This is a genomic window from Sulfurimonas sp. RIFOXYD2_FULL_34_21 (genome assembly GCF_001830805.1).
Classification (GTDB): domain Bacteria; phylum Campylobacterota; class Campylobacteria; order Campylobacterales; family Sulfurimonadaceae; genus Sulfurimonas.
This window is the reverse complement of the sequence record NZ_MICH01000015.1, coordinates 18,212-42,697: the sequence shown is the minus strand read 5'-3', so window position 1 is coordinate 42,697 and position 24,486 is coordinate 18,212. Positions and strand designations below refer to the sequence as shown.

At 35.1% G+C, this 24,486-nt stretch carries 26 protein-coding genes; 11 read left to right on the top strand and 15 right to left on the bottom strand.

What is annotated here, in order from left to right; translation table 11 throughout:
• Positions 1 to 54: 54 nt before the first annotated feature.
• The 5 genes from murJ to A2530_RS10175 are packed head-to-tail and all read left to right on the top strand — an operon-like array spanning position 55 to position 4,399.
• Positions 55 to 1,464, top strand: coding sequence for a murein biosynthesis integral membrane protein MurJ (gene murJ / locus A2530_RS10195; RefSeq protein WP_294885487.1), 1,410 nt, complete (start codon positions 55 to 57; stop codon positions 1,462 to 1,464).
• A 53-nt stretch (positions 1,465 to 1,517) separates the two neighbouring features.
• Positions 1,518 to 1,763 carry a type II toxin-antitoxin system CcdA family antitoxin gene (locus A2530_RS10190; RefSeq protein WP_294885488.1) on the top strand — a complete coding sequence of 82 codons (246 nt, stop codon included), beginning with the start codon at positions 1,518 to 1,520 and terminating at the stop codon, positions 1,761 to 1,763.
• A complete protein-coding gene (locus A2530_RS10185) occupies positions 1,763 to 2,068 on the top strand; it encodes a CcdB family protein (RefSeq protein ID WP_294885490.1) in 306 nt (101 codons plus the stop codon). The genes A2530_RS10190 and A2530_RS10185 overlap by 1 nt, the downstream gene beginning before the upstream one ends.
• 15 nt (positions 2,069 to 2,083) lie before the next feature.
• Complete coding sequence (gene cysS / locus A2530_RS10180; RefSeq protein ID WP_294885491.1) at positions 2,084 to 3,490, top strand: cysteine--tRNA ligase; 1,407 nt, start codon at positions 2,084 to 2,086, stop codon at positions 3,488 to 3,490.
• Positions 3,491 to 4,399 (top strand): class I SAM-dependent methyltransferase, encoded by a 909-nt coding sequence (locus A2530_RS10175; RefSeq protein WP_294885493.1) that lies wholly within the window; start codon positions 3,491 to 3,493, stop codon positions 4,397 to 4,399.
• Between the two features lie 2 nt (positions 4,400 to 4,401).
• Here A2530_RS10175 and mog read toward each other — a convergent pair whose 3' ends face one another.
• From mog to A2530_RS10115, 12 genes are all read right to left on the bottom strand, one after another.
• Positions 4,402 to 4,932 carry a molybdopterin adenylyltransferase gene (mog, locus tag A2530_RS10170; RefSeq protein WP_294885495.1) on the bottom strand — a complete coding sequence of 177 codons (531 nt, stop codon included), beginning with the start codon at positions 4,930 to 4,932 and terminating at the stop codon, positions 4,402 to 4,404.
• A gap of 23 nt (positions 4,933 to 4,955) precedes the next feature.
• Positions 4,956 to 5,477, bottom strand: a complete 522-nt coding sequence (bioV, locus tag A2530_RS10165; protein WP_294885497.1) for a pimelyl-ACP methyl ester esterase BioV — start codon at positions 5,475 to 5,477, stop codon at positions 4,956 to 4,958.
• On the bottom strand, positions 5,464 to 7,107 hold the full coding sequence (locus A2530_RS10160) for an AAA family ATPase (protein ID WP_294885499.1): 1,644 nt from the start codon (positions 7,105 to 7,107) through the stop codon (positions 5,464 to 5,466). Before A2530_RS10160 ends, bioV begins: the two co-directional genes overlap by 14 nt.
• Positions 7,094 to 8,338 carry a tRNA (N(6)-L-threonylcarbamoyladenosine(37)-C(2))-methylthiotransferase MtaB gene (mtaB, locus tag A2530_RS10155; RefSeq protein WP_294885501.1) on the bottom strand — a complete coding sequence of 415 codons (1,245 nt, stop codon included), beginning with the start codon at positions 8,336 to 8,338 and terminating at the stop codon, positions 7,094 to 7,096. Before mtaB ends, A2530_RS10160 begins: the two co-directional genes overlap by 14 nt.
• A 3-nt stretch (positions 8,339 to 8,341) precedes the next feature.
• The gene (locus A2530_RS10150; RefSeq protein ID WP_294885502.1) at positions 8,342 to 9,991 is read right to left on the bottom strand and encodes a mechanosensitive ion channel domain-containing protein; all 1,650 of its coding nucleotides are present in this window, start codon (positions 9,989 to 9,991) and stop codon (positions 8,342 to 8,344) included.
• Entirely contained in the window at positions 9,988 to 11,040 is a 1,053-nt protein-coding gene (gene aroB / locus A2530_RS10145; protein WP_294885504.1) for a 3-dehydroquinate synthase, read from the bottom strand. Before aroB ends, A2530_RS10150 begins: the two co-directional genes overlap by 4 nt.
• Positions 11,041 to 11,116: 76 nt before the next feature.
• Positions 11,117 to 12,523, bottom strand: a complete 1,407-nt coding sequence (locus A2530_RS10140; RefSeq protein ID WP_294885506.1) for a COG3400 family protein — start codon at positions 12,521 to 12,523, stop codon at positions 11,117 to 11,119.
• The gene (locus A2530_RS10135; protein WP_294885508.1) at positions 12,520 to 13,074 is read right to left on the bottom strand and encodes a hypothetical protein; all 555 of its coding nucleotides are present in this window, start codon (positions 13,072 to 13,074) and stop codon (positions 12,520 to 12,522) included. Before A2530_RS10135 ends, A2530_RS10140 begins: the two co-directional genes overlap by 4 nt.
• A complete protein-coding gene (gene trmA, locus A2530_RS10130) occupies positions 13,071 to 14,189 on the bottom strand; it encodes a tRNA (uridine(54)-C5)-methyltransferase TrmA (protein ID WP_294885510.1) in 1,119 nt (372 codons plus the stop codon). The genes A2530_RS10135 and trmA overlap by 4 nt, the downstream gene beginning before the upstream one ends.
• A gap of 17 nt (positions 14,190 to 14,206) precedes the next feature.
• A complete protein-coding gene (gene fliP / locus A2530_RS10125; RefSeq protein WP_294885511.1) occupies positions 14,207 to 14,947 on the bottom strand; it encodes a flagellar type III secretion system pore protein FliP in 741 nt (246 codons plus the stop codon).
• On the bottom strand, positions 14,947 to 15,723 hold the full coding sequence (locus A2530_RS10120) for a flagellar motor protein MotB (protein WP_294885512.1): 777 nt from the start codon (positions 15,721 to 15,723) through the stop codon (positions 14,947 to 14,949). Before A2530_RS10120 ends, fliP begins: the two co-directional genes overlap by 1 nt.
• A complete protein-coding gene (locus tag A2530_RS10115; RefSeq protein ID WP_294885514.1) occupies positions 15,723 to 16,487 on the bottom strand; it encodes a motility protein A in 765 nt (254 codons plus the stop codon). Before A2530_RS10115 ends, A2530_RS10120 begins: the two co-directional genes overlap by 1 nt.
• Before the next feature lie 141 nt (positions 16,488 to 16,628).
• Here A2530_RS10115 and glmU point away from each other — a divergent pair, with 141 nt between their 5' ends.
• The 6 genes from glmU to A2530_RS10085 all read left to right on the top strand — a co-directional run bounded on the left by glmU (position 16,629) and on the right by A2530_RS10085 (position 19,492).
• Positions 16,629 to 17,933: a bifunctional UDP-N-acetylglucosamine diphosphorylase/glucosamine-1-phosphate N-acetyltransferase GlmU gene (gene glmU, locus A2530_RS10110; RefSeq protein WP_294885515.1), complete on the top strand. Its 1,305-nt coding sequence runs from the start codon at positions 16,629 to 16,631 to the stop codon at positions 17,931 to 17,933.
• Between the two features lie 109 nt (positions 17,934 to 18,042).
• A complete protein-coding gene (locus tag A2530_RS10105; RefSeq protein WP_294885517.1) occupies positions 18,043 to 18,207 on the top strand; it encodes a hypothetical protein in 165 nt (54 codons plus the stop codon).
• An 11-nt stretch (positions 18,208 to 18,218) separates the two neighbouring features.
• Positions 18,219 to 18,557 carry a DUF2325 domain-containing protein gene (locus A2530_RS10100; protein ID WP_294885518.1) on the top strand — a complete coding sequence of 113 codons (339 nt, stop codon included), beginning with the start codon at positions 18,219 to 18,221 and terminating at the stop codon, positions 18,555 to 18,557.
• A gap of 3 nt (positions 18,558 to 18,560) precedes the next feature.
• Positions 18,561 to 18,755: a hypothetical protein gene (locus A2530_RS10095; protein ID WP_294885520.1), complete on the top strand. Its 195-nt coding sequence runs from the start codon at positions 18,561 to 18,563 to the stop codon at positions 18,753 to 18,755.
• 6 nt (positions 18,756 to 18,761) lie between these two features.
• Positions 18,762 to 19,286 (top strand): EAL domain-containing protein, encoded by a 525-nt coding sequence (locus tag A2530_RS10090; protein WP_294885522.1) that lies wholly within the window; start codon positions 18,762 to 18,764, stop codon positions 19,284 to 19,286.
• Between the two features lie 14 nt (positions 19,287 to 19,300).
• Positions 19,301 to 19,492, top strand: coding sequence for an EAL domain-containing protein (locus tag A2530_RS10085; protein ID WP_367187999.1), 192 nt, complete (start codon positions 19,301 to 19,303; stop codon positions 19,490 to 19,492).
• Positions 19,493 to 19,558: 66 nt separating this feature from the next.
• Here A2530_RS10085 and A2530_RS10080 read toward each other — a convergent pair whose 3' ends face one another.
• From A2530_RS10080 to A2530_RS10070, 3 genes are read right to left on the bottom strand one after another with little or no spacing between them, the layout of a single operon-like run.
• A complete protein-coding gene (locus A2530_RS10080; protein ID WP_294885524.1) occupies positions 19,559 to 23,674 on the bottom strand; it encodes a cobaltochelatase subunit CobN in 4,116 nt (1,371 codons plus the stop codon).
• A gap of 15 nt (positions 23,675 to 23,689) precedes the next feature.
• Entirely contained in the window at positions 23,690 to 23,995 is a 306-nt protein-coding gene (locus tag A2530_RS10075) for a DUF2149 domain-containing protein (protein WP_294885525.1), read from the bottom strand.
• Entirely contained in the window at positions 23,979 to 24,482 is a 504-nt protein-coding gene (locus A2530_RS10070) for a MotA/TolQ/ExbB proton channel family protein (protein WP_294885527.1), read from the bottom strand. The genes A2530_RS10075 and A2530_RS10070 overlap by 17 nt, the downstream gene beginning before the upstream one ends.
• Positions 24,483 to 24,486: the final 4 nt, after the last annotated feature.

Sequence of the window (24,486 nt, the reverse complement as noted above, 5' to 3'; positions counted from 1 at the left end):
TCAAATATTTGTTAAACTTTCGTAAAAGTTATACCATTCCTCTAAAAGAAGCCCATGTTTAAAGCAATTTTTACCAATAGTTTCGGAATTTTATTCTCAAGAGTTTTAGGTTTTTTTAGAGATTTGTTAACGGCATCTGCTCTTGGTGCAAACATTTATAGCGACATTTTTTTTGTTGCTTTTAAGCTACCCAATCTCTTTCGCAGAATCTTTGCAGAGGGTGCATTTACTCAGGTTTTTATTCCTGCGTATGCACATTCAAAACATAAATCTGTTTTTTCGGCAAACATTTTTTTTATCTTTTTATCAATTATCATCATAATAACTCTGCTTGTCAACATCTTGCCGTCTCTTGCCGCACAAGCCATAGCAGTGGGCTTTGACGAGAAAACAATTGAGCTTGCTTCCCCGTTTATAGCCATAAATTTTTGGTATCTGCCTCTTATCTTCGCAGTTACGTTTCTAAGTACTATGCTTCAGTACAAACGTCATTTTGCCACTACGGCATTCTCAACCGCACTGCTAAATATATCGCTTATCGCAGCACTCTATCTATCATCCGACAAAAGCCAAAACGAGATAGTTTATTATCTTAGTTTTGGCGTAGTAATAGGCGGTATTTTGCAACTAATAGTACATGTACTTGCAATACATAGACTCGGTCTTTTAAAACCTTTGTACGGCGGTTTTAAATATTTAAGAGTTAAATCAGTTGTCATAAAACATGAAACTGCTAAGTTTAAAAAGCAGTTTTTTCCTGCTATCTGGGGAAATTCCACACCTCAGGTAAGCGCATTTTTAGATACGTTTTTAGCCTCTTTTTTAGCAACGGGCTCTATTAGTTATCTTTACTACGGCAACCGCATTTTTCAGCTGCCTCTTGCTATTTTTGCTATTGCAACTTCTATCGCTCTATTTCCTAGCATCGCAAGATATATGAAAAATCAAGATATAGACAAAGCCAGAGTGTATATGGAAAGAGCTTTTTGGTTTTTGACATTTTTACTAACGGCTAGCACCATAGGCGGTTATATGCTCGCACATGAGATTATATGGATTTTGTTTGAGAGAGGCTCATTTACCGCGCAAGACACCATAAACACGGCATCGGTTCTTAAAATGTACATGATAGGACTGCTGCCTCTTGGTCTTCAAAAACTCTTTTTACTTTGGCTCTACGCAAACGAGCAACAACTCCGCGCTGCGAAAATAGCAACATATTCTCTTACGTTTTACATAGTATCTGCTCTTGTTCTTATAACTCCGATGGGAGCCGCAGGTTTGGCACTAGCAGGAACTATAAGCGGATTTATAGGCTTTATCTTAACCGTAAAAGAGTTTGGAGTAAAAGAGTTTTTTAACATGTTGGTATCTAAAAAAACTATTTACCTTGTGGTTGGATCTATACTACTTACGGTTTTACTGGCTATTTTAAAGGATTTTATTATTCAATACATTTCATAAACTATTATATGTGATATAATAATGCACATACTTTATACACATAGGAAATGTAAATGACGGCACTGTATAATCTTCATGCAAAGAAAAAAGCGACAAATCTTAGTATAAATTCAGACCTGCTTAAAAAAGCAAAAGAGCTTCACATAAATATATCCAACTCTTTGGAAAAAACACTTATTGAGCTTATAAAAGAACAAGAGATGAAAAAATGGGAAGCCCAAAACAAAACTTCTATCAACAGTTACAACGAAAGAGTTGCAAAAAACGGCACTTTTAGCGATGAGATAAGAAGTTTTTAATGGCTCAATTCGATGTTTATGAGAACAAAAATAGTAGAACAAAAGAAGATATACCATACTTGCTAGATATTCAAAACAACATGTTAAAAGAGCTCTCGACAAGAGCGGTCGTGCCTTTGGTTTTAAATATGAAACCTGCAAAAATATTAAATCCAAAGTTTGAGATAAATGGCTTAAATCTTACTATGTCAACAGCAGAATTAGCGGGTGTATCTATGGATAATTTAGGTACATGTATATGCTCATTAGAAGATAAAAGAGATGAGATAATCTCTGCAATAGACTTTATGATAACCGGTTTTTAACAAGGAAATAATTTAATGACAATTTACGATTCAGTACAAAAAACAAAAAGAGAGTTCATCCCTCAAGACGACAACAAAGTATCGCTTTACGTATGCGGCCCGACCGTATATGACGATGCCCATCTAGGACATGCAAAAAGCGCTTTGGTCTTTGATCTTCTAACTCGTGTTTTAACGGCAAACGGCTATGATGTAACTTATGCCAGAAATATTACGGATATTGACGACAAAATCATAAAAAAAGCGCTAGAGCAAAACAAAACCATCAAAGAGATTACGGACTTTTATACGGATGCTTATCACGAAGAGATGTCGCAGCTTGGTATTTCACGTCCAAATATTGAGCCAAAAGCAACAGAGTCGCTTGAGGCAATGTTTGAGCTTACCAAAAAGCTTATTGCTTCTAAACACGCTTATTTGACCTCTGAAGGCGATGTATATTTTGACACTTCAAGCGATAGCGAATATCTCTCACTCTCAAAAAGAGTCCAAGATGAAGACGAGAGACAAAATAGAGTAGAGAGTTCGTCACACAAAAAAAACCCTGCCGATTTTGCTCTTTGGAAAAGCGTACATGACAAGAGCGTAACATTTGACTCTCCTTTTGGAGCCGGTCGTCCGGGATGGCATCTGGAGTGTTCAGCAATGATAGAAAAACATTTAGCCAAACCAAATATGAAATTTGCGGTGGACATTCACGGAGGCGGAGCCGACCTGCTCTTTCCTCATCATGAAAACGAAGCGGCACAAACTAGATGTGCTACAAACCATAACCTAGCAAACTACTGGATGCATAACGGTTTTGTAAACATAAACGGCGAGAAAATGAGCAAATCTTTGGGCAACAGCTTTTTCTTAAAAGACGCACTTAAAGAGTATGACGGAGAAGTGCTACGCTTTTACCTTCTAAGCACTCATTACAGAAGCAACTTTAACTTTAACACGCAAGATTTGGCGATATCAAAAAAACGTCTGGACAAAATTTACAGGCTCAAAAAACGTCTTTTTGGAATACAACTTGATTCAAAAGATACTGATCCTGCATGGAAAGCGATATTATTAGAAGCTTTAAATGATGATATGAATGTATCATTAGCCCTTGCACATATAGATGAAATGGTTTCTGATGCAAATAATACATTAGACCAACCTGGAAAACATCAACTTATAAAGAAAGAAACTGTCTCACATCTAGCTTACATTGAAGAAGTTTTAGGTTTTGGAGTTAAAAACCCGTTTGAGTATTTTCAATTCGGTATTGATAAAGAGACAAAAGCAAAGATTGACATGTTGATTGAAAAACGAAATGAAGCAAAAAAAACCAAAGACTTTGCAGCATCGGATAAAATTCGAGATGAGATTTTAACTTACGGTGTAAGCATTATGGACACTGCACAAGGCACTTTTTGGGAAAAGGTATAAATGACTATTTTAGATATACAGTCACATTTAGAAGAAAATTCAAAAAATCCAACAAACGAATTTAAGAGGCTGTTTCACGGTCGCGGCGGACTTTATGACGGTTGGAAGCATCTGAGTATCGACTCGATAGATGAGATTTTAAGCGTTGCTTTATACATGCAAGAGTCATCAGAAGATGAACTGCTTGACATGTTAAAAGAGTTTATAACTTCAAGCGGACATAAAACTATCGTAGTTCAAAGACGCTATATAAAAGGAAGTCCGAGCGAAGTTATAATCGGAGAGATTAAAGAGAATCTACATGTAGTCGAAAACGGCATGAAGATAAAACTTAATCTTCTCTCAAACCAAAACAGTCTCTATTTTCCGGATATGAAAAACGGCAGAGAGTTTGTTAGACAAAACTCAAAAGATAAAAATGTCTTAAACCTTTTTTCTTATACATGTGCTTTTAGCGTAGCCGCAAAACTAGGAGGCGCAGCGAGCGTTTCAAATATCGACATGAGCAAAAGCGCACTTAGCGTAGGGAGTGCAAATCATTATCTAAACGATATAAATCCAAAAGGTGTAAGTTTTCTACCTTACAACATTTTAAAATCGTTTTCGCGTATAAAGAAAAAAGGTCCGTACGATTTGATTATAATCGACCCGCCGACTTTTCAAAGAGGGAGTTTTGAAGCTACAAAAGATTATGAAAAAATTGTAAAAAAACTCCCTGAAATTGCATCAAACGAGTGCGTGATTTTGGCTTGTCTAAACTCGCCTGATTTGGATGCAAATTTTACGATTGAGCTATTTAAAGAGTTTGCGCCTGATTTTAGATTTGTAAAGAGGCTTGAAAACGTGCCTGAGTTTGCAAGCGCCGACGAAGAGAGAAGTCTAAAAAACTTGCTCTTTACTAACTGCTAGAGCTATTTTTTAGGTCTAAAAGCTTTTATAATATCTTCGTTTGTCTCCATATAAGGACCTTCTATAAGGTCTATACAATACGGAACGGCAGGAAATACCGCATCAAGACACTCTCTTATGGATTTTGGTTTTCCCGGTAGATTTATAATAAGAGATTTTCCTCTTATTCCGGCACTCTGACGAGATAAAATAGCAGTAGGTACATACTGAAGGCTTACTTGACGCATAAGTTCGCCAAAACCGGGCATCATCTTTTGGCAAACATTTTCCGTCGCTTCAGGAGTAACATCACGAAGTGCAGGACCTGTTCCGCCTGTTGTTACAACTAAACAACACCCTTCTTTGTCACAAAGCTCTATCATGGTCGCTTCTAAAACATCCTGTTCATCGGGAATACATCTGTAAACTATCTCAAACTCGCTTTTTAAGTACTCTCTCATAGTGTCTTGAATAGCAACTCCTGATATATCCTCATAAATACCCTTGCTTGCTCTGTCGCTTGCTGTTATTACGCCTATTTTTATTTCACCCATACTTTGTACTCCATCTAATTAAACTAATTTGTTAATAAAAAATGATTTGCATCTTTTATATATGTTACGGTAGCAACATGTAAAAAAAACTCTCTTGCTCCAAGAACGTCTATTATTTTATCTTCGCTGCCGAGGTAAACCTCTATCTTTACACCTTTTTGCGCAATGCTTTTTAACTCTTCAATATTCCATTTAAAATACAAAAGCTCTTCCAACTCTTCAACACTATTCTCATTATACTCAACTACTTTTTTTTCATACGGTAAAAAACATGCCGCAGAAAAATTTTTTAAATACGCCTCTTTATCTTTTTTATATCCCATAAGCTGTATTTTTTTAAACTTTTCATCTTTTGTCTGAAAAAAGGCAGGAGAAAAAAGCTGCAGAGTATCTACTCTTTTTCCAATCTCAAGCTGCTCTTTTACATGTAAGAATGCCTTTATCGCTCCGTAACTAAAACCGCAGACAGAGTACTGTGAAGAGTTTATGTACTCTTTAAAATAGTGCTCTTCATCCTTTAGAGCAAACCCGCTATAAAACTTCATTTAACTGCTTTTTTACATCCGCTTTTGTTATGCTTTCTCGCTCGTTTAAAACGCTCTCTACATACTTCATAACATCTTGCAATGACTCTAAAAGATTTCTTGTCTCATCATAGAGTTTTTTCATCATAATCTCTTTTTCATGCTCGCTTGAAATCAAAGATGAACCCATACCGTACTCTTGAATCATCTTATCTACTATCTCTTTTGCTTCATCCAAATCATTTTTTGCACTGCTTGCATGTTCGTTGTACTTAATATTACAAGCAACTATACCGGCAAGAAGCATTTTTATTCTTGACTCTAGTTCATGCTTGATAAGAGGCTCATCTGTTGATGGAGTAAGTTTTTCATTTGAGAGAAGCAGTTTTTCAAAAGGAAGGTCAAAGTAAGTTGCACAGATTACCTTTGCCGCCTGATACGTCACACGATAACGTTTTTGCTCTTCACTTAGCATCTGCAGTTTTTTCTTGCCAAACATTACTTTGTCTTTTACCTGATGAAAATGTTCAATCGTTACTTGAAAATCATGTTGTCTTATAGCAAGAAGTGAAGCTTCATTGACAAGAGCGGCAAGTGATGCGCCGTTAAATCCGACCGTCATATTTGCTACCGAGTCAACATTTAGTTCATGCGGAACTTTGTCTAAATATTTCGATAAAATCGATGCTCTCTCTTTTTTTGTAGGAAGCTCGACAAATATTCTTCTATCAAAGCGTCCTGCGCGAAGAAGTGCGGAATCCAAAACATCAATTTTGTTAGTAGCGGCAATAACAATTACCCCGCTTGAGTTTTCAAACCCGTCCATCTCAGTTAAAAGCTGATTTAGAGTTGCCTCTCTCTCATCATTTCTCTGACCGTCTCTCTTTTTTCCGACTGCATCTATCTCGTCAATAAAAATAATAGAAGGCGAGTTGTTTTTAGCGGCAACAAAAAGCTCATGAACTCTTTTTGCTCCCATACCTACATATATCTGAACAAAAGAGGCTCCGCTTTGATAGTAAAACGGTACGCCTGCGGCATTTGCAACCGCTTTTGCTATCATAGTCTTTCCTACGCCAGGAGGTCCTACGAGCAAAACACCACGCGGCATTCTTGCTCCAAAACTCTTATAACGTTTTGGTTTTTTCATAAAATCAATAATCTCTTCAAGCTCTATTTTAACATCGCTGATTCCACCGATATCGCTAAACGTAACATCACTTTTTATGGACTCAATAGGTTGTGTATTTTCTAATGAGGAGCTATATTTATTACTACTTACGTTCTCTCTTTGCAACAGCTTTCTTTTTTTAAACCAGATAAATGCAAACAGAGCAAAACCTAACAATAGAAGTAAAAGGAGGAAGTAAACAACTATCTCAAAGCCGCCTTTAGTTACCACTTTATAATTAGCAAGCATTGAGGGATTAAGTTGAGATGATGCAATTTTATATATATTTTTATCGGTCTTTAGATAGACATACTCTTTTGAGACTATTACACTTTTAACGCTACGGTTTTCTAAAATTTTAGTTGCTTCTTTAAGGGTAATAGAGTCTGAATTATCTCTAAGAATAGCAAATAAAACTAAGACAATTACTAAAAAAGCAGATGCAAAAAGGGCAACTTTATTTGACTTAGACCCTACCATAGTTAGACTCCTTTTTAACCTCATAATCCTCTAAATTAACCCAATTTCCTATTAAATCCTCATCCGAGTCAATCAAAATCTTGTTAAAGTGCTGATCATATCCGACAAACAAGCCCTCTTTTTCGCTCTCAACCAAAATATCGAGATTGCCTTTAAAAGCATTTCTAAACTCAAAGTTTTTCGCCTCAACAATTGATTCAAGCTCATGCAGTCTCTCTTTTGCAACCGAACCGTTTACTTCCGGCTTCATTGTAGCCGATGGCGTATTGTCACGTTTTGAGTATGTAAAGGCGTGCAGATGAGTCAGAGGCAAGTCTCTTACATTTTTCATAGCTTCATCCCATAAAGCTTGAGTCTCTCCCGGATGTCCGGTTATAAAATCGGTTCCAATCGCAAAGCCTTTAGTTGCCAAAAGCTCAAAAAGTTCTCTGTCTTGTTTGTAAACATTTCTTCTGTTCATAAACTTTAACATCTGAGGCGAAGTGTGTTGAAGAGCTATATGAAGGTGTTTCTCAAGCCATGGCTCACCTAATATCTCTTTAAACTCATCAGTTATCTGAATAGGCTCTACGCTTCCTAGTCTTATGCGTCTTACACCCCTGATTTGAGAAATTTTTTTCATAAGTGAGGCGATTGAACTATCCGTTTTTTGACCATAACTTCCGACATTAGTTCCGGTTAATATAAACTCTCCAAAACCGTTTCGTGCAAGTTTTTCAATCTGTTCTAGTATCTTACTCTCATCCATACTTCTTGCATCACCGCGCACATGCGGTATGATGCAGTATGAACAGCGAAAACTGCACCCCTCTTGAATCTTTATAAATGCTCTGCTCTTACCTACAAAATCATCCACAACCGCTTCGTCTATATAGTTCAAATCTCCCGGTTCGTAAAAAGGTTCTTCTTTATTTAGCAGTTCATCAATTTTTAGTTTTTCGCTCTGCCCGAAAACGCCTGCAACTCTGCCTTGTTCTAGTAGTTTTTCACCTTTTGTATGAGCGCCGCAGCCTGTTAAAAATATTTTAGCTCCGCCACTGTTTTCTACATGTGAAATATATGAACGTACATGTGAATCTGCTCCGTTTGTAACTGTGCATGAATTAATAACTACAACATCTGCTTCACTCTCAATTTCGGTTACTTCGTACTCTTGCATTGCGCTCATCATAACCTGAGAATCATAAAGATTTGTTCTACAGCCAAAAGTTTTAAAATATACTTTTTTCATAATTTAGACAACTTCTTTATTAGTCGCAAACGGCGGTTTTCTTTTAGCAGACTCTTCCATGTGAAGCATTTGGGTAGGGTATGCAATGGTAATATCGTCTTCTGCCAAAAAAGCATCCACAATCTCTGTTGATATAACGCTTCTTAAGGTAAGAGTACCGTAAGCATTTGTCAAATACCAAGCATCGATAGTAATACCGTTTGGCTCTATAAATGAAAAAATTCTAGGCTCTACATTCGTATTTTTCAGACTGTAATTATTTCTTAGTTTATTCAACTGCTTTCTTGTAATATCCGTATAACCTTTTGAGAATTTTTTAGTTATCTCCTTAGCTATGTGCATAGCTTTTTTATGATTTGAGTCAAATGTAATAGTTATATAAACACCGTCCCAAACAGTCTTTAGAGAACTATGCGTATAGTTTGCAATCATTCTTGTAAAAACATAATTATTCGGTACAAAAATAATTCTTCCGGCCCTTCTGTTTGTCATAACGGCGGTAAGCGTAATATCTTCTAATATTGTCATTCTAAGCAGTGAGATATCCATAACATCGCCTACATACTGCATACCGTCCATATCGACACGAATTCTGTCTCCTACATGTATGCTGCCGCCAAAAACAATTACAAGCCATCCGAGGATACTCATAAACCAGTCTTTCATCGCAATTGCAATACCTGCAGATGCAAATCCCAAGATAGTAACGAGATAACTTACATTTTCTATATAACTAAAAAATAAAATTAAAATAATGAGTGTAAAATTAATAAATGTGATTATTTTATTTGCCATGTAAAAACGTTCATTATCTGTTATATATTTTTTGATAATTAATTTAAGCAAAAAGAAAATAACAAAAACGACCAAGACAATAACACCTATTTTAGCCAGTTTGAGTATTTGAGCTTCTACATCTTTGTTTATATTTATTCTAATTATGTCTAATCTTTTTTGATAAACATCTATCGTAACGTTCATTGTATCTAGCGCAGATTCAAATCTCTCTAACTGTTTGATTTTTAAATTTGCCTGCTCTTTATAGAAAGCATCTTCATTAATACTCTCTATCTCTTTGTAAATGCGTACCTCTTCTCTTAAAAGAGCAATAAGCTGATCTAACTCCTCTTTCTTTAATGAATAGTCATTAAAGCCTTTATCAAGCACTTTAATCAAAGAGATACCTGCAAATATATCAAATGGGTTTTTTATAGGCGCTATTTCATCAATATTTGGAGGAGTCAAAAGGTTTGAAAACGGAGAACTGTCTTTTTTCTTTAATTTTTCAATCTGCGATGTTAAAATCTTCTCTCTTGAAGATAACGCATTTAGTTCATCCATCTCGGTAAGATTTTTGGCTCTTTTTTTCTGTAGATAATCCATTCTCTCTTTTATTTTTTCAAGGCTCTCTCTTACATCCAAAGATGTCAAATATGAAGCATAATTTTTCATCCATACGCTATCTTTTTTTGTAATTTTTGATTCAATCTCTTTAAGTTCAAGATTATATTTTGCAATTTGCTCTTTTTTCGCACTCTCTTGTGCAAGTTTTACGCGCTGAATCTCTTGTTCATCTACTTTTGAGACATTTTTTGCGTTATCCGAAAATAGCAAAGAGGTTGTTACAAAAAAGTAAAAAATTATTTTTTTCATATATCTCTTCCAAATTTGTTTAATGTACACAGAACTGTTTCTATATCTATTTTATCGGTAATAGTAACATCTCCGATACCAAGGGGAAGAATAAAAGTAATAGAAGAGTCTGAGCTTTTTTTATCCAAGAAAAATGTATCATAAAATCTTTTAACATCTTTTATCTCATAAGTTGTAGGAAGGTTATATTTTTCTAATAGATTTTTGACTCTTAGTGCCTCTTTTTGGCTCATAAAGTTCATTTTAACTGCCATCTCGTTTGCCATAACCATCCCGATAGCTACTGCTTCTCCATGTAAAAACTCTTTATATTCAGTCTCATTTTCAATAACATGTCCAAAAGTATGCCCATAGTTAAGAGCTGCTCTTATACCATGCTCTTTTTCATCCTGAGTTACGACTTCTGCTTTAGTTTGAACTGCTTGTTTTATAGCTTCTTGCAAAATTTCAGGGTTTTTCAAGTCAGCTCTTTCTAAAAACTCAAAAAAATCTTTGTTAAAAGTTACAGCCATTTTAACTATCTCTGCAATTCCTGCACCAAACTCTCTTTGCGGAAGAGTAGTTAAAAAATGCGGATCTATATAAACGGCGCGGGGCTGATGAAATGCACCTACCAAATTTTTACCGTATTTGTTGTTCATCCCCGTCTTGCCGCCGACACTTGCATCGACCTGAGATAAAAGCGTAGTGGGAACTTGTATAAAATCAATTCCTCTTTGATAGATACTAGCAGCATATCCGCTCATATCGCCGATAACACCTCCGCCAAAAGCTATTAACATTGATTTACGGTTAAAACGGTGCTCAAAAAGAGAGTCTAAAATAGTATCTATGCTCTCTTGATTTTTATACTCTTCACCGTCTTTTAGAGTTATTACATGTAACTCTTTTGCACTGATTTTTGTAAGAAAATACTCCAAATGAAGTTTTGAAACGGTTGAATTTGTAACAACTGCTACTTTTGTATCAAAATGGAGTTTTGGTAGCGTATCTATAGTTATATCGTATGAGTTATCGACGATTTTTTTAAGAGGAATATGTACCTGCATTATTTGTCCAAAATTTAATTAAATAAGAGGATATATAATACTTAAAAAATAATAAAGAATCGCTAAATTAGCGACTCTAAATCTGCACTGGTATAAAAACTTGATGATAATTGCTAAGCTTGTGATAAAGTCTTTCGCTATCTGCCGATAAAATAGAGTAAATCTTTCTGCTTGTCAACTTTTTCGTAAATGGTAAAATCTGAATAAAATCCTCTTTTTGTTTTAATTTTTTTATAGGATTTTCACTCTTTTTTATAACTTTAATATTTTTTGAAAAAATAGTAGAGAGATTATAGTAATGCTCAATAACCTGTTCTTTTGCCTCTTGATGTTCGTTAGTATAGTTATAAAGTTCTATATTAAGACTCATCTGTTCAGATATGTCAAATATCGTAGATGATATCTTCTCTAAATCACGATTATCACTTAAAATAATGGAAGCATCTTTTACGCTAGAGAGCTCTTTTTGCGCTATTTTAAGAACAGGTACATGCGCTTCATATAAGCTGTTTCTCATCTCATAATCTTCAAACAGCTCGTTTGATACAATAATCAAACCTACATGATAAGCTTTTATATCATTAAAAAAGCTCCCTTTTAAATTGACGCTATCATAATTTATATCTATAATAATATCTTCATCTCTATACTCTTTAATCTTCCAGATAACATCTATATTGCTCGGATTTACAACCCTTATTATTAAAATATGCTTTAGCCTGTTTTGAACAAACATTGCTCTTTGTATTAACTCTTCAACGGTATCTAAATTTAGTAGATTCATATCCAGATAAAGATAGATATTTGAACCAAAAGGCTCCGGAAACTGCCCAAGTTCTCTCTTAATTGCCTTATAAACAGATTTTAAAACGGCAGGGTCTCCTACTAAGACTAAAAGGTCGTTTGGCTGAATCATTCTGCGGCGGTTTGGCATAATTAGTTTTCTGTTTCTATATATTGCAACTATACGCCACTCTTTTTGCTCTATAACGCCTATATGTTTATAAACAAAAGAGCTTCCAAAGGGAACTAAAACTTCCATTATTTCGCCCTCGCCTATTCCGACATTTTGGGCAATGACCGGAACATTTGGCAGATAATCAATGAGTCTTGAAGATAAAATTTCGTTAGAGTTGATTAAAACAACGTTTGGGTCTTCATTTTTCATATTCCACTTATTTAAAACTATAGTTCGCAGCTGCTTTTTAATGGTTCTAATGTTTTTAATGGTGTTTTCGACATCCATTTGATTATCCATGACAATTATTGCCTGAGCAAACTCCATCTTTAACAGATTTGCCAGTTTATAGAGGCTTGTCGGGTCAAACTCATAAAATTTAAAGCGTGAAAGATTTACGTTTTTATATTTTTTTGCTTTTGTCTGAACTATATAGTATATATTTTCACTTGTGTAGGTATCCATGACCCTGTGTATAAAGTGATGAGCGATTTCACCGTCGCTTATAATTAATATTTTTTTCATTTACACTCTTTTAAATGTTTTTTTGAAACTTGCGAAATCTTAATCCACATCTCTTTTTTAGCGCTTTTCCACTTTTTATCTACAAAATAGCCGCCTATTTGAATCCAGTTAGACGTTTTTTTGTTTGAGGTAAATGAGGTATTTTTCTCCCATTTATCAATTCTTTTGCCATCAATCGCATCATATATAACACTCTCTTCTTTTAAGTAAAAGGCTGTTGCTTTAAATTTTATAACACTGTTTTTTTCTAAGTTCTCTTTTTGAAACTCTTTTTTCATCATCAGTTTTGGAAATTGATTTTTAGCCATATTTTCTTTGAGTTTTAAAAGTTCATCTTGTTTTTTTACTATTTTTTCTAATTTTTCAATCTTTTTGTTTAATTCTTGATTTATTTTTTGATTCTCTTGAGTTTTACCTAATAACAACTCAGTCTTACACTCTTTATAGTTATTTCTTAGTTGAGTAATTTCAAGAATTACTGCTTCTATCCTCTGTATCTCATCAGAGTGCAAAAATGACAAAATAACTAAAGTTAAAAATACAATTCTCATAAGTGATTCCTTTTTTTAGTTAGTTTTACACCCATCTCAGCGTGATGTGTATATGGAAATTGATCAAACAAAGCCATCTCTTTTACTACATGTGTTTTGCATAAAATAGTTAAATCTCTAGCCAACGTCTCTGGGTTGCATGATATATATATAATATTTTCATACCTTGAAGCAAAGTTACATGTAGTTTCATCCATTCCGCTTCTTGGGGGATCTACAAATATAGTATCTATAGTATATGATTTTATATCAATACCTTTCATTCTGTTAAACTCTCTAACTCCATCAAGTGCTTGAATAAACTCTTCAACACCCATTCTAACAAACTCAACATTTTCTACGTCATTTAAGCACATATTTACTTTAGCCGCATTAATGGATGATTTTGATATCTCGGTAGCTAGTATTTTATTGTATTTTTTTGCAAAAGGTATAGTGAAATTTCCTGCACCGCAGTAAAGTTCAAGCAAATCTTTATCAGTACCTGACAAACCACTTAAAGACCACTCTATCATCTGCTCGTTTACTATAGAGTTTGGCTGTGTGAAACTGTTTTCTATATAGTTAAATTTAAATATTTGCGAGTTGATATTTAAAATTTCCGTAACATAGTCTTGCCCAATTACTACTTTTTGTTTTCTGCTTCGCCCTATAATATAGATACCGAGTTCGGAGGCAATTTTAGTTGCGATATCTCTCCATAAGCTATCCAGAGGTTTATGATAAAGCAGCGAAACAACTATTTCACCGCTGTTTGAGCTTAAAAAATCAGCACCGAATAGTTTAAAACCTATATTGTTCTCTTTTATAGCCATTAAGAGTTTCGGCATCAAATCAAATATAGGTTTACTTACCTGTGGGCATTCATCTATTAAAACTACGCCATTTTTATCTATGTGGTTCATAGCATAATGAAGTTCATCTTCGATATGCCAAATCTTAAACTCGCTTCTTGAGCGATAATTGCTCTGCAATGACTTAAAAACTGATATTTCATCGCTAAAAAAAGGACTAAATCTCTCTTTATTAACCTCTAATTTTAAAAAGAGTTGATGTTCATAACCATTCTCGTAAACTATACATGCACCGCACTCTCCAAAATATTTACAATTCATAATTTCTACTTTATACTCTATTTTATTGAAGCTATTAGATTGCCGATTAATAAATTCCAACCGTCAATAAGTACAAAAATAAGTATCTTAAAGGGCAGCGCTATCATAATTGGCGGGAGCATCATCATACCCATAGACATAAGAATAGATGCAACAACCATATCTATTATTAAAAATGGCAAAAAGAGCAAAAAACCTATCTCGAATGCAGTTTTTAGCTCACTTATAACAAAAGCAGGAATAATTATGGATAACGGCACATCTGCAACACTTGTAGGATTTTGCATTTTTCTGATTCTAAAAAAAAGAGCTAAATCTTTCTCTCTAGTATTTCTAATCATAAAATTTTTAAAAGGCAATGCAGTTTTATCAAATGCCTCTTCATATCCTATCTTCTCTTCTATATATGGCTTTATACCATCCTCATAGGCTTTTATCCCAACTGGCTCCATTACAAAAAATGTTAAAATCATGCCTAGCATTACAAGAAGTTGCGTAGGAGGAACCTGCTGCGTTCCAAGAGCCTGTCTTAAAAAACCAAATACAATAACAAATCTTGTAAAAGTAGTCATTACAAGAACCATACTCGGTGCTAAAAAAAGAAGTGTTAAAAGAACTAATACATTTAATGAACTGACAAGCTGTCCAGGAGTATTAGGTGCTGAGAGCTCGAAATTCATCGTAGGAATAGCAACACTCTCGGCTCCCAAAATTGAGAATGCACCCAATCCTAAAATTAGCAAAAAGAACTTCAACATTACTTCTGTGCTGCCTTGTCTAAAACTGTCTGCTTGACTTTTGATTTATCTTCAGGTTTTGCCCCGAAAAAGTGCAACTCTACTCTGCGGTTTTTTTCTCTTCCTACTTCAGTAACATTAGTTGCTTTTGGAGAAAACTCGGCAAATCCTGCTGCATTGATACGTTTTGGATCTACACCGTCAAGAAGCAACTCTTGTAAGACTGATATAGCTCTAGCTGATGAGAGTTCCCAGTTATCTTTAAACGGACTGTTTGAACCGGGTCCTTGATTGTCGGTATGCCCATGTACGCTTACTCTTGTCTCATTTGGAAGTTCTCCAACAATAAGAGCTATTCTTTTTAAAAACAGCAGCGCATCCTCATTTTGAATTACTGCACTTCCTGACTTAAAAAGAAGTGAAGCAGGAAGTTCTATAACAAAGCCATCTTGAGCTTCTTCGAGAGATACTACAGACTCTTGCCCTTTTCCCATCATCTCATTTGCTTCCATTATTGCCGCAGCAACTCTGTTTACCTGTTCAGAAGTCTCGTCAGTTACTTCTATAGGAGTTGATTCTTGGATACGCTGTTTTGAAACTTCGGTTTTTACACCGCCTTCTAAAACACTCATTGCACCGGATAGTGAACCGATTGCTTCGGATACTTTTTTAGCATCCATACTAGACATTGAGAGAAGTAAAACGAAAAAGCATAAAAGAAGAGACATCAAATCCCCGAATGCCGCCAACCATTCAGGCATACATGTAGGACAATCAGGACACTTATTTTTAGCCATTAGTTAAATTGACTCACACGCTCTGAAGGCGCTAAAAAACTTAAAAGTTTCGCTTCTAATGCTCTTGGTGCATCTCCTGATTGAATAGACATTATCCCTGCTAAAATCATCTCTTTAACAAGCGTCTCTTCATCGTTTCTAATACCTAATATATTTGCTATTGGATTTCCGACAACGTTTCCGATAATAGCGCCGTACATGGTAGTAAGTAACGCAACCGCCATTGATGGACCAATTGCAGACGGGTCAGCCATATTTAAAAGCATCGCAACCAGACCGATAAGAGTTCCAACCATACCCATAGCTCCTGCAAGTCCTGCCCACTGACTAAATATAGAACCATTAACTTTGTGTCTGGTACTTGTCTGTTCCATCTCAATCTCTAAGAGATCTCTTATACTATCCGGTTCATTACCGTCAATAGCCATAGAGAGCCCCTTTTTTAAAAATTCGTTCGGTTCGCTGTTTACTTCACCCTCTAACGCCAAAATCCCGTCTTTTCTGGCTTTTGTGGCAAATTGCACAAGTTTTTTAATAAGTTCTGCCTTATCCTCTTCTGGTGGCTTAATCGCTATCATAAAAATTTTTACAAAAGATTTCATCTGTGCAGGTTTAAACGATATCATCAACGCACCGATACTACCGCCGATAACAATCAAAACAGACGGTATATCGATATATGCACCGACACCGACACCCATTGCCATAGCGCCAAGTAAAAGCGCTATGATTAAAACCATACCAATAACCGTACCTAAATCCATTTAAATACCTTATGCCAAAATATTGGGCTTATAATACCACAAAAAATATTAGCCTCAACAATTAAAAAGAATTTTTCGCTTATTTTATTTCAAATATAAGAGCTAAAGGATATAATCCCACAATTTATTTAAAGAGCAATTATGAACAAAAATATGATAAGTATAGTAATTTTAGCTGCAGGAAAAGGGAGCCGTATGAACTCTTCCAAAGCAAAGGTTTTACACACTATAAGCGGCAAACCTATGCTTTATCACATCATAAAAGCAGCTCGTAAAATCAGTGATGACGTAACTGTTGTCGTAGCACATCAAAAAGAGGTTGTAGAGACTCTTATGCACTCTTATTTTAATGATATAAACTTTGTAGTTCAAGATACCGAGAACTTTCCTGGAACCGGCGGAGCTATGAAAAATGTCAGCACTAAAAATGAAAAAATATTGGTTTTAAACGGTGATATGCCACTAGTTACTCCTCACTCTTTGGAAGTTTTTTTACAAAACGATAATGATATTATGATGTCTATATTTAATTTGCAAAATCCTAACGGTTATGGTCGGGTTATAATAAAAAACAAACAAGTTAAAAGAATAGTTGAACAAAAAGATGCTTCAGCCTCAGAACTACTAGTAACAACCGTAAATGCAGGTATTTACGCTTTCTCAAAAGATGTTTTGGATAAATATATTCCTCTTTTGAATAATGAAAACGCTCAAAAAGAGTATTATCTAACAGACATAATATCTATGGCAAAAGCCGACGGTTTAAATATCATTCCACTTTTAGTAGATGAAGAGTATTTTAAAGGGGTAAACTCCAAAAAAGACCTATCATCTGCAGAAGAAATTATGCAAGAAAGAATAAAAACTAGATGGATGGAATCAGGCGTAACAATGCAACTTCCATCTACCATTTACATAGATGAAGGAGTGGTTTTTGAGGGCGAATGCACCGTTGAAAACGGATGCCGCATAACCGGAAATACTCTCATAAAAGAGTCACACATAAAAGCACACAGCGTTATAGAAGATAGCATTGTTAAAAACTCTGACGTTGGACCATTAGCACATCTTCGCCCTGCTTCACATATTGAGGATTCACATGTAGGAAACTTTGTAGAAGTTAAAAAATCAACTTTAAAAGGCGTAAAAGCCGGTCATTTAAGCTATATTGGCGATGCAACCGTCGATGAGGGAACAAACATAGGTGCAGGTGTTATTACATGTAACTATGACGGAATTAACAAACATAAAACGGTTATCGGCAAAAATGTTTTTATAGGAAGCGACTCTCAGCTTATTGCTCCCGTAACACTTGAAGATAATGTTATGATAGCTGCCGGAACAACTGTAAGAAGCGGGAAAATAAACAGCGGAGAACTCGCGCTTAGCAGTGCAAAACTAAGAGTTATAAAAGATTTTTACTATAAGTTTTTCTCTAATAAATAGATACATATCTTCTACCAACCATATTACTTGATAATAAATATCAAAATCATAGAACTTTAAGCTTCACTCCGTTATTATTATGATAACTATTATCATAATAAGGATTTACATGTCAGATATAGCTATTACAAGTGAAATAAACAAGCTAATAAGAGAGTCAGGGTTTACAAAAAACCAGAAGATGCTTTGTCCAATAACAAGAATATTTAAAATGCGATATCCGCATGTTGATAGTTCTAAAGTCTGTATTATTGCAGGCAAAGTTTTAAAATAGAGAATTGGCTTATGAGTATCCTAATAATCGGTGGAGATAAAATCAGCTCCATAGAGTCAATATTAAAAGCTCTAGGAGCTTCATCAATAGTTCATTGGAACGCAAGAAAAAAAGCAAGTACATGTAAAAAAATCATACCTATAAATATAGAGTGTGTAGTGATGCTTACCTCTTTTTTAAATCATAATGCTATGAAACACTTTAGAAGTGAAGCCAAAAAACGAGACTTACCCGTAGTTTGTTCCAAACACAACAGTAGCTGCTTTTATGATGAATATATAAAAGTAATGGGAGCTTCTAACTGCGTAGATTGCGATAAATACAGTAGTTGCAAAATAGATAAAGGATAAAAAATGGCGCTACAAATTATAAATGAAATAAATAAATCCGTCACTTTTAGGTTTGACGATGCAAAAAACAGAGTTATAAATATAAAAACAAACAGAGACGTTGAAGTAGATGAATTTTTGGATATCCAGTATATACTTGACTGCAATAAAATCAGGTATAGTTTTGAGAAAAATTTTGAAATACAGATATTGAATTGAGAAAGAATGTGCAAATTAACTATACCAAATAAAAATCTTATAGATTTACAAAACATAAAAGATATTTTAGTACAAAAAAACTTGCGCACGAAGTATCAACCGATAGTCTCTTTAGCTGATAAGAGCATATTGGCTTATGAAGCACTTGCCAGATTTTATATTGATGGCAAATCAATACCGCCTGACATTATATTTGATGTTTGTCATAAAGATTTATCTCTGTTTTACGAACTTGAAATGAATGTAAAAAAACATCAATTTCAAAATAGACCAAAAAAGAAAAAACTTTTTATAAATTTTGACCCTCATATTTTGCACTATAAACAAAGAACAAAAGAGATTTTTACTCTTATGTCAAAGCAGAGCGATTTTGTTATAGAACTTGTTGAGAATTCTCATGAGAGCATCAATATAGAAAAATTAATAGAAGTGTTTAGTAAATTAAAATATCAATTTGCAGTAGATGATTTTTTTAAAGAAAACAGCATTATTTCGCTCTATCTGCTTAACTTAAGGAGTGTCACTATTTAAAACTTGACAAAGATATTTTAAAGCAAATCAAAATAGACAGTGCATTTACGGAAGTGGTAAGAGGGATTTGCAATTATGCACATAAACTAGGAAAAGAGGTCATACTAGAGGGCATAGAAACCGAGGATGATTTATACTTAGCTAAAGAGTGCAGAGTCGATTTTGTTCAGGGTTTTTTATTTAAAGAGCAGTTTATTTTGGCATAAATAATCATGTATTTTTCTCAAATAAAATTTATGACGGATTTAGCTCTCACTTAGAGCAGCTAAATCCTAAGAATTTCTTATCTTTCTAAGCTCATAAAGAGCACCGCTTATCATAACCGCAAATAACATCATGAGCGTAAAATAGATTGAGTAATCATTCTCTTTTTTTAGCACTTCTTGTTTTTGAAGCTTTTGTCCTTTTTTCTGCTCTTTTGCCTCTTCTTGCAGTTTTGCCTGAGCATTTGCAATAGTTGTTTTTGCAAAAGCAAGACCGAAACCGCCTACTTTATCGCTCTGTAGAAGCTCCTTGAATTTTTCGTTATAGCTTTTGATATTATATTTTTTCTCAAGCTCCTTGTACCTCTCTTTTAGCTCTTTGATTGTGGCTTCGTCGGTTTGCCAATACCCAAGTCTTGCGGCTTCAAGCATTCTCTCCATGATTTGCGCAAGATTGTCGGGGTTGGAGTTTTCAAACCACTCTTTAAGATTCATATCATACTTATCTTTTACATAAACTTCAAAAAACTCTTGCCACTGATCGTCTCTTACAACATCCGGATCTACGACTTGCCAGCCCCAAAAGTTATTTACTACGTCAAGCACGTTTTGTGTACCGCTGTAACCTTCTGCTTTCATCTCTTTTATCCAGTTTGGATGAAAATATCTGCTTCGCAACTCTTGTGCCATAAACTCCGCACTTGATTGCATCTTTGCGTTGTTTATATCTCTTAGATTAGATATATATGTCTTTGGATTTTTCTTATCTATGCTTCTTATAGCCAAAGACAATGCGCCGAAGTAACCGTAAGGATCATCGCTTGTTAACATTCCGTAAAGATTTGAACTTCGTGAAAAGATAACCGCGTCCGTTTTACTCAGATTTTTGGCATAGAGATCAACTCCCTCAATCTGCTTATTCCATGAGCCTTCATCGCTTCCAAAATAGTATCCCCGCTCTTTGAGATAATCTTTTGCTATCTGTTCATCCGCATCTTGCGTAAAGTTCTCTGTTTTTTCTATCTTGTTTACACCGCTGCCGTAGTAGCCTGTTTTATTGGAAAACACTCTAATTGTTGAGAGCGTTTGCGCATCTTCTTTACTTAAATTTTGGTCAACAAGAGTCTGCTTTAACGCCTCTGAATTTATATAAACAAAATTGTTCTCCTCTTTTAACTTAGCAACTTTTTCTACTGCTTTTGCAAGCAGTTTCATAGCTTGAGGAAAAGTATCACGGTAAAGTCCGGTTGCCGATATAACGGTATCGACCCGCGGTCTTTTAAGTTCACTATACGGGATGATTTCAACATCAACTATATCTCCTTTGTTTGCAGATTTTGCATGGGCTATCATCTTTTTTGGTTTTTTAGAAAATCTATTGGGCAGCAAATCAAGAACAAATTCAACTCTTGGAAGCGTTATCATAGAAGCTATCCACTCCGCCATAAAAGTAGGAAAATAGCTCTTGAGAAAAGGCAACGCCATATCTTGAATAAATTTATCGCTAAAACCCTGTTCATTCCAAATGGGTTTAACTCCCATAGCATAAAGAATCTGAGCCTCAACGACGCCATGATGACGCATAGTCTCAAGCGACCAAAGGTTAAAAGTCAGCTTTTTTGGATATTCGCCGTTCTCTTTATAGTGGTTCTCTATAAACTCTTTCATGAGTTTTGAACCTGTCTCATAAGCCGCTTTTGTCGGCACTTTATTTGGGTCAAATCCGTACATGTTTCTTCCCGTAGGCAAACATTGGGGATTTCTTATGGGATCGCCTCCCGTGCTTGTCTTGATATACTCGCCCTCTAATGCTCTGAGAAGATTTATAATCTCCTCTTGATTTTTAAAAGAATTTACATACTCTTTTGCTTTTTGGATATATGGTTTAAACTCCGCCTCGGCTTCATCTATATTTGCACCATCTATTGCATATTTTTTAATGAGCGTATATGAGTTGGATTTGTTAAAATCTTTATACTCTTTAGCACTATATTTCTCTCCATCCGCTTTTTTCATAAACTCCTTGCCCACCATCTGCATAACGGTAGTTATAAGATGCTCCTCTTTTGGGTATGTGCCGAAAGTGTGCATTCCAAGAGGCTGTGCAGAAGCAGAAGTTCCTAAAATATAATCTTCTATCTTACTTAGAAAATCAACAAAATCACTCTCTATTTTTTCAAGCGTAAATCCAATATCCTTATGAATATTTGTAACTGTTGCTTCATGTATAATACTTTTTTTAAGGTTTTGTTTTACAGCTCCCTCATCTACTGTTTTATATTGAGTAATCAGTTCCATAATTTTTGAGAGTTCATTATATGTTCCGCTTATAGCAAACGGCGGTGTCTGATGTGATATAAGTGTTGCTCTGCCCCGTCTTTTTACTTGAAGAGCTTCTGCGACATTGTTTGTGATGTAGGGATAAAAAATAGGAACATCTCCTAAAACGATAAAAGGGTCATCATAAACACTAAGCCCTCTCTCTTTTCCCGGCATCCACTCCTGTGTTCCATGTGTTCCAAAATGAATAATTGCATCGGCATTGAAATTTTCTCTGACATAAAGGTATGTTGCAAGATAGCTGTGATTTACCGCTATTTTTGTGTTATGCCAAAGTGAACCTTCACTGTTTTTGGAAGTTTTTTGCTTGTCTCCGCGACGAGGCTGCGGAAGAAGCAGAACATTATCTAGCTCTATAGCCGGAACTAAAAAATATTTTTTACCGTTTTGTTCTACTATCATAGCACTTTGTGAAGGCTCGCCCCACTCCAAAATCATTTCTTTTGATACTTCACCCGGAATTGTTTTTAAAAACGCCTCATACTTTTCAAGCGGATACAAAAGAGCACTTTTTTCTTTAAGCATCTCATCTTCATGTCCTTGTTCGTAGTAGGCTTTAAGTGTTTTAATAGCCTCTTTTTCAAACCACTCTTGCGATTTTTGTTCGGTTTTATAGCCCTTTTTAACAAAAGAGGCAAAAAGATTTTCCAAACTTTGCGGAATATTCATAAACGAAGCACCCATATTACTAATTCCGTGAGGGTAGTTGTAAAACATTACCGCAATTTTTTTCTCGCTGTTTTTTGCTCTTTTGAGTTTTGACATGTTAAGTGCTTTATTTGCTAAAGATTTCAGCTGCGGCACTATAGGTTCTAATGTTTTGGTTGTTTGATTCTGTGCGGCGGTTATCATAGAATCGGTATAGCCGATAGTCTCAGGTATAATGTAGCTCATGGGAATCATAGCAGTCGTAGTGCCGCTATTTGACTTCTCCCACTCTGCTTGTGTTCCTTCAAAGTTTAAAGCATGGAGTATCGGGATATTTAACTTCTCATATTTTGGTTTCAGGCTCTCATGGTCTATTATCATGATTTGAAAATTGATAAGTATATCAGCTACCGTTTTGCCCTCAAGCGTTAAAAATTTTTCGCCTATAAAGTCATCTCCGTCAACTTGCGTAAAGTATGGGATTGTAATAGCTCCTTTTTTTTCAAGATACTCTATAGCCCATTTTATATGCGCGAGAGAATTTGAAGAGATGGCGTTTCTATGCATACCTAGAGCGATTACGGGTCTCTTAGCCTCATTTTTTAAAATATCTACTCCCAAAAAAGTTTGATACTCTTGTAATGTGTTAAACACTATATTTGGGTTTTTCGGATGGTAAATTCCCTCTTCCGGTATTACCGAGACAGCTTCTATAACATCATTGTTTCTTTTTAAAATATGCGTATTGATATATTTTGCAAAATTGGTAAAGTTTTTTTCCCCGCCGTTATGCCAATAATCATTAAGCATCTTGTTTTGTTCAAGTGTAATACCGTTTCGATAAGGAGTTTCATCTAATATAGATATTGGCAAAACGATTGTACCTTTTTGAACCTGCTCTATTGCATCCGAAAATTGCGACAAAAGCGCTCTAATGCTTCCTGCACCGGCTAAAGAATCAAACATAACGATTTTGTATTGATTTATTTTTGAGATATATTCATCTTTTTTTAACGCTGTTTCAAATAAAAAATCAACACTAAGATTCTCTTTTTTAGCAACTTCTATAAAAGCATGTACTTTAGCTTCTTGGGGCAGCGCACCCATATTTGTACTTATAACAAGCATATCTTTTTTTTCTGCCGTATTTGCAAAGAGCCAACATACAAAAAGTAGTAAGAGTGCTATTTTTTTCATTAAAATTTTCCTTTGTTATTCAGGTACATAGACCATATTGCCGTCTTTTAGCTTGTATGTTATACCCGCTTTTATACCGTCACCGTTCGCTATATTTCCTTCTGATTTGTATGTAATCATCTCTTTGCCTTTTTTGACTATAACTTCCATATTTTTTTTGCCTGCATTTTTAACTACCGTTACATCGTCGTTGCTAAAGGGATTGAGCGGATTTTGCGCTATGGAGATAAGAAGTGCTGCGATAATTACCAAAAAAACATCGATTAGATTTACCGTTGACAATATAGGGTTTAGGCTCTCATCATCACTTAGTAGTTTCATCTTCAAACCTTTGCATATACTCTCTTATCTCACCTGCATACCATCTTTTTCTCACGGCAGTTATCCAGTATGTTATAGAGGCACTTATGAGTGAAAATATAACCGCACTAAAAGCAACTATAAGATTTTCGCTAACTCCTGCTATATTTCCATCGGAGAGTGCCTTAAATGCCGGTCCCATAGGTATCATAGTCGCAACAAGACCTAACATTGGGGCTATACGAGTAGCGATTGATATTGTTTCTAGTTTTGAAAAAGCAAACAGCTCTAAATCATCACTGTTTGTTATATTCTCATATTCAGCATAATTTAGGACTATATAGCCTTTCTCTTTGTTAAAAGTATGTTTTTTCCTAACATACGACTGCATCGCAAACACTCCGATTTGAAAAATGGAGTAGAAAAAAAGAGCCAGTATGATAATGAGTACCGGCAACAAGAAAATATTTGAGACTTCGTACATTAACGATTCTATAAGACCACTCATACAC